Genomic DNA, 16,571 nt, shown 5'->3' on the forward strand with positions numbered 1-16,571 from the left:
ATGAACGACACGAGCCAAATCATAGCCGAACTGCGCCGAACTGGCATTCATCCGGTCTCGGAAAAAGGCGACCGTCTGATCTCGTCCGCCAGCTCCTGGCAGTGCGAAAGCTGGCTGATCGACCCTCCGACCCGAAACCATAAGAGGACGGGCGTTACGCTCGACTGGACGACGCTCCCCCGAACGCTTGCACCCGTGTTCAAGGAACTGCTTTGGTCGACTTTCATCTCGCGACCCGACGGCCAGCCCTATAGCATCACGCATGCGGTCACCATCTTCACCCGGCTGCGGTATCTGGCGAAATGGATGGAGAGCCGGAAGCTGCGGTCGCTGGCGTCGATCACCCCCGCCTACGTCAACGCGTTCAGATCTGACCTAAAGGCGTATCTCAGAAAGAAAAGCAAGGAGCGCGAGTCCGAATACACGACCGGTTCGGTGACGGGTTACCTCAAGTCGCTCGAACTCGCCTTCGAACAGCGCGCGGCGATCGAGGCTAGCGGGCATCGGAGTCTCGGCTTCCAGCCGTTCGGCGAGGCCTCCGCTTGGAGCATAGCCGAGGAGATCGCGCCCTTCGTCGAGTCCTTTACGCCACCGATCCCCGACGCACTGGTGATCCCGATCGTCAGACAGGCCTACCGGTTCATCCGCGACGTCGCGGACGACGCCATCGAGCTGCAGGGCCAAGTCCTGGCCCTCGAGACACGACGCATCGGGAAGAAGCGACCGCGCACCCTCAGCCGGAAGCAGTTCATAAAGCTGCGGCCCATCCTCATCCGGGAGCTGGCGGCGCAGGGGGCCACCGATCGCGAATGGCTCGTGGCGCTCACGGGCCGGGGCGCGGACGGCGAGCAGGGATCTCCCGTGGAAGCGCTACGTCGTCTGGTGGTCGATGTGGTCGCAGCCGCGGTTGTCGTCGTCCGTTTCAGCACCGGCATCCGGCATGGGGAAATCCTTACCTTCGCCCCTGGCCTCGACGATGAAGGCATGCCGTTGTGCGTGGAGCGAGAGAAGTCCGTAAGCGGCGCCTACGATCTCTTCTTCGTCAAGGGGCTGGTGAGTAAGGGATGGGACCATCCCGAGGGCGCGCGCTGGCTGCTCGCCAGCAGGGTGAACGGAGACGATCGCGTTCCCGATCCCGTCCGCGCGCTTCAGGTCATCGAGCACCTCCTCGCGCCATGGCGGGAACGCAGCACCGATCCCGACGTCCGGACGCAGCTGCTGCTCCAGTTCGGAGTGAGCGGCTTCCCAACTGACCCTGGCAACGTCCTCCCCATGCTGTCCACGCAACTCGCGCTGGTAATGAAGGATTTCTATGAACGCCGCGTCGACCAGTCGGGAATAGACTGGACCGATCCAAAGCTGGCTGACTACGCGGGATCCGGCATCCGGAAGATCCAGTCGAAGCAGTGGCGCAAGACGTGGGCAAACTTTGTCATCCGGACGAACCGAAAGCTGCTCCCGGCGATCGCGCAGCAGTTCCAGCACTTCTCGACGGTGCTCACGCAGGAGGCTTACATCGGCAAGGACGCCGAGCAACTCGGGCTCGTGGGTGACGCCGCCACCGAACGGGCGATCGAGTTCATGCACAACTCGCTCGAGGGAAATCCGGGCGTCGGCGGGATGGCGAGAAAGGCGGTCGACAGCCTCACTGACCTGAAAGTCAAGATGATAGGCCTCGGCGCCGACGAGAAGCGGGACACGCTGCGCGAATGGCTGGTCGAGCGCGACATCACGGTATGGCCCGCCCAACACGGCAAGTGCTTCGTGGGCATGATGCCGGAGGGAAGTCGCTGCCATGCCACTGGCAAGACGCTCGACTGGTCCAACCAGACGCCGAACTTCGTCACCCGGAGCCCCAGGCTATGCTCGGGCTGCGCCTGCTTCGGCGTCGATGAACAGGACATCCCGTTCTGGGCGGACCGCTACCTACGGAACAAGCAGATCTGGGATCAGGCGACCGCGCGCCACCTGGACATCCACTACACCGTCGCGCGCGACCACTACCAGGCGTCCGAGCGTATCCTGCGTTCGCTCGGCGTCGATCTCGACCAACTCGGGAAGGACTACGGAAATGCCGATCAAGACCACCGCTGATCCAAAGGAGCGAGCCAGGGTCGAGCAGGCGCTCGGGAGACTACGCGCCAATGAGCCGCGGTTGCCGCGACACCGGGAGCGGGCCCGGCGCGGCTCGCTGCAGACGAACCTCAACACGCTCTCCGCCGAAGCCGGAGTTAAGCGGCACCGTATCGAGAAGCTCTATCCGGATCTCGCGGCCGAAGCGAACAGCGACCGCGGCGAGAAGGGCACATCCGTCCCCCTGCGCAAGCAACTGGACGACGCCAGGCTCGCCAAACAGGAGGCTGAGCGGAAGCTCGAGCAGTCCAACGGCATCAACCTCCATCTGATGGAGAAGATCGCGCAGCTGCGTGCCGACGTGCAACTGCTGAAGGACAGGGTGGCCGACCTCGAAACCGGGATAGACGACGATCCGAACGGGCTGTTCATCGGCACGGACGACGTCATCGGGATCCCGGCGATGCCCACACGGAAGAGGTCGCGTGGCCGAGCATCCCGAGCGTCCGTCTAAGTGGCTTGGTCTACCAGGACCGACGGTGTTGGCCAATGTCGCCATCCTAGGGTCTCGACGAAGCGGAGGACGCCGCGATCAACGCACACACCGAGACGCGAGAGTAGTCGCGGGTCCACATTCGGGGTGCCGCCGGCAAGACGCACGACCGCCCGGGCGGACGCGGCATCAGCATACCACCTGGCAGCGCTGCCAAGATGCACCCAGGACGCCATCGTAAGAGCAACCTCGAGAGCGGCCGCGAAGGTCGGACGCGCCGAGAGGTCGAGCCCAGAAGCCACGATGTCCTTGCCGAGGTCAGCCTTGGACGGTTGATGCATACCAGCCTCGAGTTCCGGCTCGTCCAAGAACACAAACCCTTCCGCCGTGCGTACCACGCGACCGCGCACCTGCACATTCTCGAGTTCCCCAGTCGGGCGCATCCACACGCAGCGTTCCGCCCGGAGCTCCTGAACAAGCGCACGGACATCGGCGGCGCCTCCGCTCTCCAGACCGCACCTGCGGATAGTGTCGGGATAGCCAGCGACGCTGATGACTTCCGACGAACCGACCCGCTCGACGTCGAAGTCCGCATTGGCGTGCGCACCCAGGTGCGGATTGCGATGCGTCAGCTCGGCCCACGCGCGCCTGATGTTACCCTGCGCACCCGACACGTAAGCGGCCGCGGGAGCACACCCGGCTTCGGCCACAAGGTCGGTGCAACGGGACAGCGAGGCGATAGCGTTCGCCATTGCATCGCCCAGGCCCGGCGAGACCTTGGGGAGAGCGGCCCTGATCACGATGCGTCCGACCCGATCCAGGGCATCTGGAAGTCGACCAAGGGCGCGCGGAACGTTATGACCGGCAATTGGTCCGACAGGTCGGGCTGCACCCGGATCACCCTATAGCCACAACCGAGGAAGATCGGATGCTGGATGATCTGAACCAGCGGTCGGCCAGGCATCGCATCAACCAGCGTCTCCGGCAGAGCATAAGGCAGCTTCAGCAACGCCGACGTGCCGAATGCGCTTAACAGGCACGGTCCGAGGGCAGCGGTGAACCCCAAGACCTTCCCGACCGGGCGGATGGCGAACCTTCCGCGCACTTGATCCGCATCGCGAATCACGACCCCGGGATTGGCGAACGTGCGCCGGAATCGGGCGACCTCCCATTCGCCGACCGTGCTAAGCCAGTCCTTCCGGCGCTGGGAACGGCGCAGCAGAGCCGAGGGGTCGTCGAACAACGGCCGCCATGGCCAGTCGGTGGGCGGATGGATCAGGGTTACGGCATCCCCGACCGAAACGCCTTCGATCGCGGCGAGCGCAGGCAGCAAGGGTGAGATGCGGGTGACCATCGCACCCAAGTGCATCCGGAAGAGATTGAGCCGCTCGGTCTCGGTGCGCACGAGGAAGTCGGCGATGCCGATCGCGACGGCGGCCGCGGAGACGGGGGGAGCGGTCCTCGCCACGGTGTGCACCCTCACGACACCACCCCAAGCGAGTCGACGAGCCAGCGGATCCACTGCGGCGACTCGCCCATCGTCTCGATCGGAGTACGGCCGCTCAGATTGGCGTTTTCGAGCCGGAGCCACGTCCGTACGCGCTCCTGCGAGAAGAGGACGGTCGCTAGGACGGGTGCCAGCTCGACGAGCAGGCGCATTCGCCGTTCGACATCCGGAAACCGGTATGCGTCGACGTCGTCGATCGCTCCCTCGAACCTGACGCCGAGCAACAGCGAGCATTCGTGCTCCTGCAGATCCCAGCGGATGACGACGCGGTCCCAGGACGCGAGTACCTCACGGAGCGGCAGCAGCGCGGGCGTCGCACCGCTGCTCACGAGAACGCTCCCGCCGCGACCATGCGGCAGATGTGCCGCAGGTGTCCCAGGTCGGACATGGCCTCGATCGGCGACAGGAAGAACATGTCCTGCCGCGGGTCTCGAAGCCACTCCGAGAGGTGCCGGCCATGGAGGCCGACCCCGTGCCCTACGTCGATGAGCAGCCGCATCCGCCGTTCCGTGTCGGCCGGCGGGTTGTCCCATCCCTCCCCGCCCTCGGGAAGAAGCATCCCGATCTCCACGGGAGCGAGCTCCCAGCGTTCGGCAAGCGCCCGCCACGCGGCGCGCATCGAGCGCAGCTCGAGCGCACCAATTTCCTCCATCGTCATCTTACGTTCCTTCCGTCGTTCTTGGTGGTCCACGCGCCTGGCGCAGACGTCTTCTCGACTGACGCCGGGACGGACACGGCGTGGGCTTCACAGCGAATGCATGGCGGGACATACTGAACTCCGAGCGTTGATGGGACCCAAAGGCCGGGGACTTAAAAGCCTCTTTTTACATTAGTGTCAAGCCTTGTTCGCGATGCTTTTGCAAAAAAGGCGCGAGATGTTATCGGCGTCGAATGGCGAGCAAGTTCCTGAAGGCCCTTGGTGCAAGGATCCGCGAGTTGAGGAAGTCCGATGGGCGGACCCAGGATGCGTTCGCCCAGTCGGTGGGGCTCGACCGGGCCTTCTACGGGCGGGTCGAACGCGGGAGCCAGAACATCGCGATGATCACCGCCGCCCGGATCGCCGCGACGCTGGACATGCCGATCTCCGATCTCACGGCCGGCCTGCCGCCCTACGACGCGTCGACGGACGAAGTGGAAGCTCCGTAGCTTAGACGCTGCACTGTCGCACTTCGATACGACGACCAGACCCGCCGCTGCGCGACGCAGCGGTCGTCTTCAATAAAAGCGAGCCATTGATGGGCGAGTCCGCGTCAAGAGCTCCGCGCCGTCCATCGCACCGTCCAGGACAGGCGCACCGTGAAGACTTAGCCATGCCGAGACCTCAGGGCCTTGTGGCGTCCGACCGGGCTATCTGTGCCAATACCCACGACTCGAGCGCCGGCGTGTCCGACATGTCGCCCGGGTACGAGATGACCGGGGTGAACGGACCATACCGTATCGGGATGCCGGGCGTGAACGCTTGCAACGTTGAAAACTTCGAGAGGCCGGACGGCATCTCCACCTCCCGCACCTCCGAATAGCGCGTGTTGGCGTCCGTCGTCTGTCCGACCTGCAGCGCTCCCAATGCTACGAGGTCGTGGGTGACGACCAGGCAGGAGCTGAAACACAGGCTGTCGGTGATCACGATCAGCCTGCCGCTCATGAGTGAGGCGGGCGTAGCGGTCGCCGCTTGCGAGGAGGCCGCCGGGCATTCCACTGGACCTGACGTCTCCTTGCCCCGGCGCCTTGCATCGATGGATCTGGAAAGGAGCTGTGCCATGGCATCGGTGAATTCCTTGCCGCGAGACGGTCCCAGCACGTCACGGTAGTAGGTGAGCTGGGCGAGATTGCCCTCCGACAGCCGCCACACCTGGTCGCAGCCATCGTCCGATGGCACTTTCGCGTTCACGAAACCCGGCCCGAACAACGCCTCGGCAATGCGGGTCCCGTAGATTGAACTTCCACCCGTGTTCCCACGCAGATCCACCACTACAAACGGAGCCTTGCGCAACTCGGCAGCCCTGGCCTCTACATCGGTTACCACAGGAGCGGCTGACTCGATCAACGATTGGAGCGAGATCCAGTAACCGGCGCCGGCCTTCCTAACGCCGAAGCCTGCGGCACCCGCCCCTATGGCAGCGCCAATGCGCGGGGTGAGAGCTTCGCGCTTGATGAGACGCCACTTCATTACCGCCGTTCTTTTGCCGCCGGCCACCGAGAACTCGCAGGCCTTCGGCCGCATCACGAACGGATTGTGGTCGTCTATCAGCAACAAGGGAGCCGCGTGAATCTGCTGCGCCCCGATCGACCAGTCGATGCGGAAGCCGCCCAGCTTCTCCTCGGCGAAGCGCTCGACCCCCACTCCGTCGCACGAGATTAACTCAGCACCGACTAGACTGGGCGCATCGCCGAAGACCTCCTCCTCGGCGACGATCCAACGTCCGGCACGCTTTGCCATGATAACGCCGGCCCATTCTGGCCGGTTGATGCCGAAGGTCGCCCTTGACCAGATGTGCGCATCCTTCAGCGCGACCGCGTAGGCTGAGAGCATTGCGGTGTAGCCGTCGTAGCTGTCGACGCGGTCGGCGCGAGCTCGCGCGACCTTAAATGCGCCAGCCTCTGCGTCACGGAAAGCTGGGTCTCGGACCTGCACGAGCATCGCCGGATGGTTAGCCGAGATGAACTCGTGCGCGGCCTTAACGTCCGCCTGTGCCGCCAGTCGCCAGTATGCGGATCCCATTGCGCGCAACCCGGAACCGTCCTGCGCCGCGGCTGCTGCCGCTGTCATGATGCTTACGAAGGCCAGCGCGCTAAGGAAGTTCAACCTCGCCAGTCGAACGAACAAAGTGCCCACGCACCAGAACTTCAGAATCGGCGACCGGTTCGAGCGTTGCGGAGATCTCGGCATCCAACTTCCTTCGTCATGTCGATCGCGCTCCGGCCGTGCGGACACTCAACGGTGAATAACGTGACAAATCGACTGATCTGCGAAAAGTGACGAACGACCGGGATCGAGGCGCCGACGACGCAGGTGGCCATTGGTACATCGAGCTTGGATCAGGCGCTATGATGGACAATATCTTCAGGAATTCCAGACCGCCCCTGCCGCCCGAATGCCTGACCGGTTCGTGCGGTCGCCCAGAAGCGCGCGGGAAGCGCGGAAAGCCCGGCTGAAACCTGTCCGGCCGGCCTAAGCCCAGCGCTTCGCACCTATGACGCATAAAATGACGATCATGGTCGAGGCGATCATCGCACCGGCGACCGGCTCGCCCAAAACCAATCCGGCCAGCAGAAATCCGAGTAAGGGCTGGAGGAGCTGAAGCTGACCAACACCGGCGATCCCGCCCAATGCAAGGCCACGATACCAGAAGACGAAGCCGAGCATCATCGAGAAGATTGAGACGTAGGCGAACCCCGTCCAGGCGCGCCACCCGACCGCAGCGAAGCTCGTTGGCATCGTGGCGAGAGCGATCACCGTCATGATCGGAAGCGCCAAAAGCAAAGCCCAGCTGATGACCTGCCAGCCGCCGAGCCGGCGCGAAAGCGACGCCCCTTCGGCGTAGCCCAGCCCGCACAGTAGGATAGCCAAGATCATGAGCATGTCGCCGGTAAGGGTTCCCCCGCCGTGGCTGTAGAGCGCGAAGCCAGCCACGGTCACACTCCGACGCCCGAGAACATCCAGAAGGCTGGACGTGGCCGCTCGCCGCCACGCACCACACCGAAGATGGCGGTGGCAAGCGGCAGCAGGCCGATGAACACCACCGACTGCGCCGCCGTTATGTGTTGGAGCGCCATACCCGTCAGGAGCGGAAAGCCGCCAAAGACGCCGGTGGCGACGATCCCAAGCGGCACGAGATCCTGCCGTGCGGGCCTAGCCTGACGCAATCCGCTCAGGAACACCGTGCTGATCAGCGCGGCGATCACGGCCCGGCCCGACGTGACGAACAGCGGGGTCAGATCGGCAACGGCGACGCGGGTCGCGGGCAGTGACCCGCTGAAGATGATAACGCCGAGCATTCCGCTGCCCCAACCGGCGGCAAGCCGTCTCATGGCCGCTCGCCCACGTGCACCGCCATATCAGGCAGTCAGGCGATCGAGGGAGTCGGCGACTTGGCGCAGCATATCCTTTCCAACGGGCATGACTGGAGCCGGTGGGCATCCCACCTCCAACCCGAGGTGGTGCGCCACGGCGTAGGCGATCCGAAGGCTACCATGCGCGCGGCAGAGCGACAGGAGCGGATCCATCGACTGCCGCAGCTCCCCGACCTCCGCCGACCTTCCCGCCTTCAAGGCGCGCGTCAGTCTGACCGCAGGGCCGGGCAGCGTCCCGGAGATGGCACTGTAGAAGGCATCCGCGCCGCTCGACATCGCCGAAGCGAGATTCCAGTCGCCGCTGTAACCGACCGAGAAACTCGGGCCGCTCAGCTCCCTCAGACGCGCAATGTCGAGGTCGAAGGCGCCTCCAGGCGGCGGCATCTTGATACCGGCTACATTCGGCACGACGGCGAGACGTTCGATGAGAGTATCGGAAAACGTGAAGTGAGTCGTGCCTGGATTGTTGTAGACGCATAGCGGGAGGTCTGTCGCCGCTGCGACCGCCTCGTAGTGCGTCAACGCCTCATCATCGGTCAAAGGCGTATAGGACATGGGCGCGAGGAGCACCGCGTCCGCACCCGCTCGCTCCGCCTCGCGAGCGAGCTGGATCGCCCAGCTCGTCCGCATCGCACCGACGCCGACCATCAGCGGAACGCGTCCAGCGAGCGCCTCGCTGGCCGCCGCTAGCGCACGCGACCGCTCCCCGCGCTCGAGATACGCGTAGCCGCCTGTGCTGCCCAGAAGGCAGATGGAATCCACACCGGCTAAGACCAGACGGTCGACGAGGACGCCGAGCGCGTCGACGTCAACGGTTCCCTCCGGATCGGCGGGTGTCAGCGGAAAAGCCGACAGGCCAGTCATCGTCGATGGTCTGCTCATGCGAAATCCGCCCGTTGCCTGCAGCCCGGCTGCATCTCCATCGCATCAGCTTTAAGTCGCTTCAACGAGACGCAGACCGACCAAGCGCCTCGCGGTGTTCGAACGTTTGCGCTGCGCCGAACCAGTTTCGCCATCACGCGGACCGTCATGCGCGCGTTCCGGTGTCACGCCGTAACTGAACGACCGGCCCCCGCTCGGCATCCACCTCGAACCCCGAGACGTGGAACCCGTGTCGAAGGTTCAGCTGTATCATCGGATTGTTCGCGGCGCGGCACCTCGTTTCGACCGCAACGTAGCCACCCCTTTCAAGGAGTAGATGCTGGGCCGTCATGAGACCCGTGGCGATCCCTTGACGTCGAGCCTCCGCCCGGACACCACCTAGCCAACTATAGAAGACGCGAGGTTCCCGAACGTAGCCCAGCTTGAATCCGACGTCGCATCCGACGCTGACTGCAACGATCAGGAGCGGGTCGCGCAGGATGGCCAGTCGATCCAGCAGGTAAGCGTCGAGGAACCCTGGGATGACGGATTGGCAAAGCGGGAGAGCCCGCTCGCGAACCGCGACCACGTCACCTTCGATCACGCAATACTCGACGTCGTCCATCGGCCGTCCAGTCTCCACTTGCGCGCCCGCCTCGTTCCAAGTCGCCGATCGGGTCCGCCGGATCAAGCCGGCGAGACGTCGATCGACCTCACGTCGATGCTTCCCCGTTGGCTGCGCCAAGACCAAGTTCGGCATGCAGCCCCAATAATTGGTTCACGGTCGCTTCGATACGGGTCCGGAGGTCTCGACTAAAGTCCAAGGCGATCAAGAGAAGCACCACAGGCTCGAACGACCCTGGATCCCGGCGATCGTTGCGGCAACGAGGTCGCCGTCTTGTCACCGGATGACTGGCACCTCGCCCATAATGAGCCACGATCGCGTTGTCCGGGTCAACTAGGCTAAGGATCGATGGACATGCGGGTTTGCTTGCGGTCGCTGCGCTCGTTCGACCGGGAGCAAATGATGCTGGATGGCACATCCGCGAAGCCACCGGACTAAAGGCGGGTCTCCGCCCCTTCTTCGGATCCCCAAGGTCCGGTACGTCCACTCGCATTATGCAGAGCGGTGGTTCTGCGCGGCGCGAAAGGAACGGAGTTGAGAGTCGACGGTCTCGTCGCTGCCGGACGGCACCTTGGAAGGCATTGGCCGGTCCACGTCGGCAGGCTGCGTTTTCCTCGAAGCATGGCAAGATGCGGCGCCCGCCGCCCGTCGAGATTCTTACGCCGAGATCCAATCGATCCCTGAGCAGTGCGGGCGACGATGACGCTCCGCCAGCGGTTCGATTCCTCATCCCTAGGTCACCGCGAGACCTTCCCGCTCGTAGCGGACACCGGATCCCCCACACGCAGCTCACCACCATTGAGCGGAACGAGGTTCTGTCCGAAGATCGGCCGCCCCTTCGCATCTCGCCGCATCCCGGCGAGGGAGCGGAGCGGCTCACCTCGAGGTAGCCTCTCCCCGGTTTCGGGGTCCAAGGTAATTACGACGCAGCGCGCGCAGGGCTTGGCCGCGGCGAACTCGGTGTTTCCGCAGCGAATCGACGTCCAACCTTCCTCCGCCCAAGGCACCTCCGTCCTAACAACGATGTTGGATCGAAAGCGGTCCATCTCGATCGGCACCGGAGCCGCCGCTGCCTGGAGCGCCTCCAACGAGCCGGTCGTGGTCAACAGCACCGGGTAGCCATCGGCGAAGCTCACGGTGCTATCACTGGGGGCCACGGGGTCGATGAGCGGGCGCGCTCTCGCCGGGTCGTCCATGTAGATCAAACGGCAGCGGGTCCCGATGGTCGCAGTCAGCCAGTCGGCTGCCGCGCAACCTGCCGTCATGCCCGAGACCCGATCTTTCCAGATCCTGACCTCCGCCCTAAGCTCCGGCGACACGGGCGTCGGGAAACGGACATCGCCCCGGCCATCGGCGTTTAGCTGTAGGCCATCGACCATCAGGTTGGCGTTGATCGTCGCCATAATAGGGAACCGCCGCTGGGTGACGAATTCACCGGCCTCGTCGATCACAAGCCAGCGGCGGTCGCCGTCGAGCCCCCACGGATCAACACGGGCCGATTGCACGGAGTGTCCGCGCAGCCCCTTAACAGGATAGATGCGGAGGTCGGTGATAACCGATCGATACCGGCCAGCCGCGGTAGGACCCGTGCCCAAACGATCTGCCACGTCACTCTGCATGCGTCGCGTCCTCCGCTGGGCATGTACCCCTTTTACGATGATCGGGTTGCCAGGCCATGGGGGCAAATTCGACATATGCTCGCATATGCTGTGGTCGCCACGCTCCATGGTGTTCGCATGGCATCGCGGATTCCGTCGCGATGTCCAGCTTCCATGACGCGCGAGCGGTGGCAACATCGCGACGGTCGCGATCGTAATCATATACTAGCCACGTCGCCTCTGACGGGTGCCTGGACATTGAGAAGGTCATCGATAGTTCGCGTGCCAGTACACTGTGGAGGCCGTCGAGCGTGATGGCCTAGTCGGCATGGCAAAAGGGACAAACAGACGCGCGGCGCACATTTTTGGACAACCGGGTGGAAGGGCGAGCGCCAAGGCACAGGCGGCAGGTAGCCCGCGTTCAGTCCGAACCAGCGCCATTACTCTATCCCCTTCGACGCCCAGCCTCTCACTACCCATCCTGGAACGCTTCGCGAGACTGCCGCCCGGCGGCAAGAGCGATGCGTCACATGGTTCCAGCGGCTGGACATGGACGGCCCAGGTCGGCGGAGGGAGCCTTCGCAACCCGGAAACCTCGGGTCCCGGAAATCTCCGAGTTTCACCACTTCCCTCGCAGGTTCACTTCGTCAAAAACCGCAGCGCGCCAGGATTTCGTTGCGGCTCCAGCATAATCGAGAGGTACGCACGTCCCCAAAGGCCCGGAACAGCCTGCGCAGATAGCGGCGCTCGGCCATCAAGAGCCTCAGCGGACACTCTGGTGTCGCTCTCGCGGCCGTCCGTGACACGACGCTTGCCGACTTCGTAGACGACACAGAGCTAACAGCCGACCGATGAGTTGGCACCGAGCGGTCACCGCCACACAGGAGAGATCAAAATGATCAAATGCTCGGTTTTCTATCCCTTCGACGCCGCCAAGACCTTCGACCACGACTACTATCGCACGAACCACATGCCCATGGTGAAGCGCCTGCTGGGTGCAGCCTGCTACCACTATGAGATCGACAGGGGTGCCGCCGATGGTCGGATCCCCGGAGCTCCGCCGACATATATCTGCGTCGGTCACTTCTTCAGCGAGTCGATTGGGGCATATCAACAGGCGATCGCACCGCACCGCGACGACATCCTGGCCGACATACCGAAGTACACGACCATCGTGCCATTCACCCAGTTCAGCGAGGTCGTTCAGATCTGACGCGATGTGTTTGTGTGCGGGTGCATCGCCTCCACCGCGATCCTGATCCAGTGCGTCGCCGGCGCCAGGCGCCGCGCATGCGGCTGGCGCCGCGACGCGTCGTGCGACCCCGCCAAGATCGGATGGGCGGCTGACGACAGGCTCACTCCTTACGTCAACCGTGGTCCAGCGGCGGAGCGTGGCCCGCGCAACGATGTGGACGACCAGGAATCCACGAAGTGGAGCTTTATGCTGGATTGCAGGGCTTCATCGCACACGGAATAGAAACGCCGATGCTCTGCTGCTCGTGGTCGGCGAGGTTAGCGTTGCGCCGAAACCGCATTCGTCCACCCAGCCAGAGACCAGCATGCGCCCGCCATTCAGGTGTAATGGATAGGTTCTTGGACCCTGCGAGCTCGCCAGCACCGCCCCCAAGGCGATCGTCGCGTGACCGCAGAAAGGGACCTCCATTGCCGGCGCGAAACAGCGCGAGCGCCACCCGTCCGGTGCAAGCGCCGCGAACACGGTTTCCGAATACCGGAGTTCCGCGGCGATACCCTGCATACGCGAGGCGGCAGGCCGTTGCTCGGCAATCACGACGCCGGCGGGATTGCCACCGTCGATGCCATCGACGAACGTCGCGACGCGATCGACTGTCATCCCCATCACTTGGATTGGTGCGACCCGGCCGTCGCCCGAGAGATCGCACCTCGCGCCAAACCGGCCGTCAGCTACGCGTGGCTTGGTCGCCATACGCCACCGCTCAAGCACCGGCCTTGGGACCCGCGCTCACGGCGTGGGGCGAGCGCCCCTCTGACTGAACGCTTCTCGGGGTTGAAGCGATGATCTGTTCGACCTGACCGGCCACGGGGCGAAGGACCCGCCGTTGGCACTGCATTATCGGGGATCCCTGCGAGAACGACATGCCGTACGTCGAGCCGCAGATCTGTTCGGCGGCGGCGTTGAGGCGGCGCTTCAGCCTGTGGACGTTTTCTGACCTAGTCAGGTCCAGGTCGGCGGTGTGCACTACGACGGACATGGTGGGGTCCGGATGCTTCGCCGCCGCCGCGCCGGAAAGCGCTAAAGTCAGCGCGACCGTCGACGCGATGGCCTTCGTCGTGTTTCCGAACATTGCCTTGTCTCCTGCAATTGGCTTGATGCGCCCTCATGGCAGGGGGTTCGCGCGCACGCGGGCGCCATGTCGTCAAAGGGCGCGGCGGAGGCACAAGTCACAACCCGTCTCAGATCGTCACCGAACTGCCCGGCGCGGCGCATCGCCCCCGGGCCAAGGTTGGAGAAACGGCGTTGAGGGCCCCGCCGGTCAGCTCACAGATTTGTGCAGGAGGCAACGAAGACAACTGTGCAATTTGGCTGGAAACGCTCGGGCCGCAACCAGCAGCTTGCAGTCGCCTGCGAAGCCCCCGAAACCGCGGCCACATCCCGCTGGCCCCGCAGACCTAGTCGCACCGCACACCGACCATCGCTCCAGGCATCTCTGCGGAGCGACCGGCGATCCACGCCTTTCCGGAAGGTTTCCCAGAGCAGGGTCAACCGATCGCGTCACATCGATAGGAAGGAAAAAAGATAGAGTTTAACGAGCTAATGAGCCTCGCGTACGGACTTCTTCACGGTTGGCAGGCGACGACAGCCCTGCCCCCGATCGCCTTCTTGATCTACGTCGTTGCACTTGGCATCGCCCTCGAATGGTACGAGCGCAGACGGATGCAAAGGAAGATATCGAGGTCCAAACGTTGCAAGAGGGCGGGTTGCACTCACGGTCGAGGGAGCTCACGCCCATCACGGTAGTCGCCAACGACCCAGATCACGCTCTGGACATCGATCATGTCGCGGGGTTCGAGGTCACCGAACGACCGGCGGATTTGGCCGGCGAGGTCAAGTAGCGACTCGTAGCCTCCCAGTTGCAGCTCGGGAACGTAGTCATGCTCGAGCGGATGCTGCACGCGAGCCGCAAAGTCCTTGGTGACCTCCGGCTTCAGGAAGATGTTCTCCTCGGGCTTCCACAGAAACGGAAGATAGGTGACGACCGTCCACTTTGCGTTGTCGTGTGGACGCAGGAGTCTCTCCATGGCAGCCAGGCCAGACTTCCGTTCCCCGAGCGCGAAACGCGCAGCCGCACGAACGAACGCGTCCGCGTCCGGTCCACGCAACAGCCCCTGCAACCGCGTCTTCTCGACGGGGTAAAGCAGGTTTGTACGTCGGAAGGCGGCAAGCACGGCCTCGCCGTGCCCGGATCCGGTCGCCGCTTCGTCGACCTGCGTCGTCGCATCCAGCTGCTCCTTGGCGAGCAGTTTGTAGTTGCGCTCGTCGGCCAGATAGGCCGGCGATTGAAAGCCACCGGCGAACCAATGAAGGAAGCGCTCCCGCGCGCCGGCCCATCCAAACCAGTTGGGCCCAGACTGCGCCAGCTCGCCCTGTAGGGCGGCCCAAACAGCATCGGCGTCCTCACCGCGCATCTGGAACACGGTCTTACCATCCCGGTTAATGATGCCGGCGTAGTCCTTGCCTGTCGCCAGGAGACGCAACGTCGCCTTGCCGGCAGTTCCCTCTCGGATCCCCGCCCTGAGTTCCGTGCCGTCTATCGCCTGCGTCCAACCGTGCACGTGCAACTGCAATCCAGCTTAGAGCAGCTGAGCCCGTTATGGGAACTCGGTTGGGTTGGGGCTTCGGCGATCGCTTTCGTCGGTCTTCCGCGCCTTGACGTAGGGCTGGACATATTCTGTCGACATAAGACGGACTGTGTGGCCGTACAGCGCCAAGGTCCGGTCGTGAAAGTATGCGCCGAAGCATGCCTCGATCGCGATGCCACACGCCGGCAATGTCGCCGAAACCAGATCGCAAGGCTTGATTCGTCTTACGTAGAAAGCCGGGTGTCTATTGCCGCCACGGTACTCAGGCCAGACTCACGTCGGACCAGCTACACCGACGAGGTTTCCCTCGATATCGGTGAAATGGCCTGCAACGACGTTGCCATTGGGATTCGTGACAGGTCCAAGCACACGCCTGCCACCGAGCCTCTCGGCATCCTGTAGCGCAGTCTCGACGTCGGGGACGCTGACGTAAAAGATCGTGTGTGGCGTATGCCCTCCTCCGCCGCCGATACCGCCCGGGATGCCAACCCCTTCCGGTGTCTGGGCGAGGTCTACAAAACCGTAGGAATTCTGGTCAGAGATGGCATCGGCGACGGGTGCGTCGTTGATCGACCATCCGAACAGTTCAGCGTAGTACTTACGTAGATACTCAGGGTTTTTGCCGATGATCTCGAAATGTACGACTGGGGCTATCATCTGTTGTGCCTTTCGAATTTAATCGGCCGTAGGCCGCCCTTCATATGGATCAGGACGCGGCACTCCGGTCGGAACCGCCTGCAAGTGGCCTCCGATGACCGTGTAGGTCGACGATAGCTGCGTGGCCTGAGCCTTCAAGCAACCCCTAATCCGTTGTATCGTCATGATCGCACAGACAAGCCTGCTGGGGCGAACGGCGGGCCCCGCGGCGTCAATCACTCAGGCGTCCATGGCGAACACTCGGGCGCCCTTGAGCACAATTCGATTAGCCATCACATTACGGAACGCCTTGAAGCGGTATTTCAGTAGGATCCCCTGCATCCTCTTCGACGCCTCCAGCAATATGTCGGTCGCTGTCTCAAGTCGCGCGTCGGAATAGACGAGCGGGTCCTCCAGGATCAGCGATCTCAGAGCGCCATCCTCGAGCAGGAGGTCGGCGAAAGCCAGCCGCGTCAAGACCGCGAGCTGCTCCTAGGTGCCCTTGCTGAGGGTGGTGCACGATTAGTCCTGCCCCCCCGCGTGAGACCGATGCCCGCCCCAGGCCTCCGCCGAACGACAGGTCGCACCCAGGGAGAAGGCGCTCGACGTAGCGTGCCGCCCGCTTGGTTACGGGTGCGAGGAACGTGCGCGACGCTTCGTCGGCAGCCTCGGTCAGCGCGGCGCGCAGCACCTCCAGCGTATCAGCCTCGCGTTTCAGACGGTCACGGGCCACCGTTGCGGCGAGCTCCTCCTTTAATGCCTCGGCTTGAAGGTCGGCGGTACCTCGCGTGCCCTCGCGCTCGATGGTGGCCTCTAGCGCGGCGATCTTTCGCGAGAGCTGGAGCCGCCCGTTCCCTGCGGGACGGA

19 protein-coding genes are annotated in these 16,571 nt (G+C 63.8%); 4 read left to right on the forward strand and 15 right to left on the reverse strand.

Features of this window, described 5'->3' with window-relative positions:
* Both ACVWYO_RS06260 and ACVWYO_RS06265 read left to right on the forward strand, forming a co-directional pair.
* Positions 1–2,094 carry a hypothetical protein gene (locus ACVWYO_RS06260; protein ID WP_457349260.1) on the forward strand — a complete coding sequence of 698 codons (2,094 nt, stop codon included), beginning with the start codon at positions 1–3 and terminating at the stop codon, positions 2,092–2,094.
* A complete protein-coding gene (locus ACVWYO_RS06265) occupies positions 2,072–2,587 on the forward strand; it encodes a hypothetical protein (RefSeq protein WP_457349261.1) in 516 nt (171 codons plus the stop codon). The genes ACVWYO_RS06260 and ACVWYO_RS06265 overlap by 23 nt, the downstream gene beginning before the upstream one ends.
* Here ACVWYO_RS06265 and ACVWYO_RS06270 read toward each other — a convergent pair.
* The 4 genes from ACVWYO_RS06270 to ACVWYO_RS06285 are packed head-to-tail and all read right to left on the reverse strand — an operon-like array spanning position 2,584 to position 4,731.
* Positions 2,584–3,318, reverse strand: coding sequence for a hypothetical protein (locus tag ACVWYO_RS06270; protein ID WP_457349262.1), 735 nt, complete (start codon positions 3,316–3,318; stop codon positions 2,584–2,586). The two genes, ACVWYO_RS06265 and ACVWYO_RS06270, sit on opposite strands and share 4 nt — an antisense overlap.
* A 44-nt stretch (positions 3,319–3,362) precedes the next feature.
* The gene (locus ACVWYO_RS06275) at positions 3,363–4,088 is read right to left on the reverse strand and encodes a hypothetical protein (protein ID WP_457349263.1); all 726 of its coding nucleotides are present in this window, start codon (positions 4,086–4,088) and stop codon (positions 3,363–3,365) included.
* Positions 4,046–4,402, reverse strand: a complete 357-nt coding sequence (locus tag ACVWYO_RS06280; RefSeq protein WP_457349264.1) for a hypothetical protein — start codon at positions 4,400–4,402, stop codon at positions 4,046–4,048. The genes ACVWYO_RS06275 and ACVWYO_RS06280 overlap by 43 nt, the downstream gene beginning before the upstream one ends.
* Positions 4,399–4,731, reverse strand: coding sequence for a hypothetical protein (locus ACVWYO_RS06285; protein ID WP_457349265.1), 333 nt, complete (start codon positions 4,729–4,731; stop codon positions 4,399–4,401). Before ACVWYO_RS06285 ends, ACVWYO_RS06280 begins: the two co-directional genes overlap by 4 nt.
* 233 nt (positions 4,732–4,964) lie before the next feature.
* Between ACVWYO_RS06285 and ACVWYO_RS06290 the strand changes: the two genes are divergently transcribed.
* Positions 4,965–5,219: a helix-turn-helix transcriptional regulator gene (locus ACVWYO_RS06290; protein WP_457349266.1), complete on the forward strand. Its 255-nt coding sequence runs from the start codon at positions 4,965–4,967 to the stop codon at positions 5,217–5,219.
* Positions 5,220–5,394: 175 nt separating this feature from the next.
* Here ACVWYO_RS06290 and ACVWYO_RS06295 read toward each other — a convergent pair whose 3' ends face one another.
* From ACVWYO_RS06295 to ACVWYO_RS06320, 6 genes are all read right to left on the reverse strand, one after another.
* Positions 5,395–6,960 carry a S41 family peptidase gene (locus tag ACVWYO_RS06295; protein WP_457349267.1) on the reverse strand — a complete coding sequence of 522 codons (1,566 nt, stop codon included), beginning with the start codon at positions 6,958–6,960 and terminating at the stop codon, positions 5,395–5,397.
* Positions 6,961–7,242: 282 nt separating this feature from the next.
* Positions 7,243–7,704, reverse strand: coding sequence for an EamA family transporter (locus ACVWYO_RS06300; RefSeq protein ID WP_457349268.1), 462 nt, complete (start codon positions 7,702–7,704; stop codon positions 7,243–7,245).
* A gap of 2 nt (positions 7,705–7,706) precedes the next feature.
* Entirely contained in the window at positions 7,707–8,069 is a 363-nt protein-coding gene (locus ACVWYO_RS06305; protein WP_457349269.1) for an EamA family transporter, read from the reverse strand.
* 60 nt (positions 8,070–8,129) lie between these two features.
* On the reverse strand, positions 8,130–9,026 hold the full coding sequence (locus ACVWYO_RS06310) for a dihydrodipicolinate synthase family protein (protein ID WP_457349270.1): 897 nt from the start codon (positions 9,024–9,026) through the stop codon (positions 8,130–8,132).
* Between the two features lie 145 nt (positions 9,027–9,171).
* On the reverse strand, positions 9,172–9,630 hold the full coding sequence (locus tag ACVWYO_RS06315) for a hypothetical protein (RefSeq protein WP_457349271.1): 459 nt from the start codon (positions 9,628–9,630) through the stop codon (positions 9,172–9,174).
* 737 nt (positions 9,631–10,367) lie between these two features.
* Positions 10,368–11,249 carry an MOSC domain-containing protein gene (locus tag ACVWYO_RS06320; protein WP_457349272.1) on the reverse strand — a complete coding sequence of 294 codons (882 nt, stop codon included), beginning with the start codon at positions 11,247–11,249 and terminating at the stop codon, positions 10,368–10,370.
* Between the two features lie 874 nt (positions 11,250–12,123).
* Here ACVWYO_RS06320 and ACVWYO_RS06325 point away from each other — a divergent pair.
* Complete coding sequence (locus ACVWYO_RS06325; RefSeq protein ID WP_457349273.1) at positions 12,124–12,441, forward strand: EthD family reductase; 318 nt, start codon at positions 12,124–12,126, stop codon at positions 12,439–12,441.
* Between the two features lie 246 nt (positions 12,442–12,687).
* Here the strand turns inward: ACVWYO_RS06325 and ACVWYO_RS06330 are convergent, their stop codons facing one another.
* The 5 genes from ACVWYO_RS06330 to ACVWYO_RS06350 all read right to left on the reverse strand — a co-directional run bounded on the left by ACVWYO_RS06330 (position 12,688) and on the right by ACVWYO_RS06350 (position 16,181).
* Positions 12,688–13,080: a PhzF family phenazine biosynthesis protein gene (locus ACVWYO_RS06330; RefSeq protein WP_457349274.1), complete on the reverse strand. Its 393-nt coding sequence runs from the start codon at positions 13,078–13,080 to the stop codon at positions 12,688–12,690.
* A gap of 103 nt (positions 13,081–13,183) precedes the next feature.
* Entirely contained in the window at positions 13,184–13,552 is a 369-nt protein-coding gene (locus tag ACVWYO_RS06335) for a UrcA family protein (protein ID WP_457349275.1), read from the reverse strand.
* Positions 13,553–14,192: 640 nt separating this feature from the next.
* Positions 14,193–15,053, reverse strand: a complete 861-nt coding sequence (locus tag ACVWYO_RS06340; protein ID WP_457349276.1) for a hypothetical protein — start codon at positions 15,051–15,053, stop codon at positions 14,193–14,195.
* 288 nt (positions 15,054–15,341) lie between these two features.
* The gene (locus ACVWYO_RS06345) at positions 15,342–15,725 is read right to left on the reverse strand and encodes a VOC family protein (protein WP_457349277.1); all 384 of its coding nucleotides are present in this window, start codon (positions 15,723–15,725) and stop codon (positions 15,342–15,344) included.
* Positions 15,726–15,944: 219 nt separating this feature from the next.
* Positions 15,945–16,181, reverse strand: coding sequence for a hypothetical protein (locus ACVWYO_RS06350; protein ID WP_457349278.1), 237 nt, complete (start codon positions 16,179–16,181; stop codon positions 15,945–15,947).
* Positions 16,182–16,571 lie beyond the last annotated feature (390 nt).

Source organism: Sphingomonas sp. UYP23 (assembly GCF_054059235.1).

Bases quoted from the DNA above. Each gene is read 5' to 3' on its own strand.
- ACVWYO_RS06320 (WP_457349272.1), bottom strand. From the start codon at position 11,249: ATGCAGAGTGACGTGGCAGATCGTTTGGGCACGGGTCCTACCGCGGCT.
- ACVWYO_RS06335 (WP_457349275.1), bottom strand. From the start codon at position 13,552: ATGTTCGGAAACACGACGAAGGCCATCGCGTCGACGGTCGCGCTGACT.
- ACVWYO_RS06270 (WP_457349262.1), bottom strand. From the start codon at position 3,318: ATGGCGAACGCTATCGCCTCGCTGTCCCGTTGCACCGACCTTGTGGCC.
- ACVWYO_RS06315 (WP_457349271.1), bottom strand. From the start codon at position 9,630: ATGGACGACGTCGAGTATTGCGTGATCGAAGGTGACGTGGTCGCGGTT.
- ACVWYO_RS06295 (WP_457349267.1), bottom strand. From the start codon at position 6,960: ATGCCGAGATCTCCGCAACGCTCGAACCGGTCGCCGATTCTGAAGTTC.
- ACVWYO_RS06260 (WP_457349260.1), top strand. From the start codon at position 1: ATGAACGACACGAGCCAAATCATAGCCGAACTGCGCCGAACTGGCATT.
- ACVWYO_RS06285 (WP_457349265.1), bottom strand. From the start codon at position 4,731: ATGACGATGGAGGAAATTGGTGCGCTCGAGCTGCGCTCGATGCGCGCC.
- ACVWYO_RS06305 (WP_457349269.1), bottom strand. From the start codon at position 8,069: ATGCTCGGCGTTATCATCTTCAGCGGGTCACTGCCCGCGACCCGCGTC.
- ACVWYO_RS06330 (WP_457349274.1), bottom strand. From the start codon at position 13,080: ATGACAGTCGATCGCGTCGCGACGTTCGTCGATGGCATCGACGGTGGC.
- ACVWYO_RS06310 (WP_457349270.1), bottom strand. From the start codon at position 9,026: ATGAGCAGACCATCGACGATGACTGGCCTGTCGGCTTTTCCGCTGACA.
- ACVWYO_RS06265 (WP_457349261.1), top strand. From the start codon at position 2,072: ATGCCGATCAAGACCACCGCTGATCCAAAGGAGCGAGCCAGGGTCGAG.
- ACVWYO_RS06325 (WP_457349273.1), top strand. From the start codon at position 12,124: ATGATCAAATGCTCGGTTTTCTATCCCTTCGACGCCGCCAAGACCTTC.
- ACVWYO_RS06345 (WP_457349277.1), bottom strand. From the start codon at position 15,725: ATGATAGCCCCAGTCGTACATTTCGAGATCATCGGCAAAAACCCTGAG.
- ACVWYO_RS06290 (WP_457349266.1), top strand. From the start codon at position 4,965: ATGGCGAGCAAGTTCCTGAAGGCCCTTGGTGCAAGGATCCGCGAGTTG.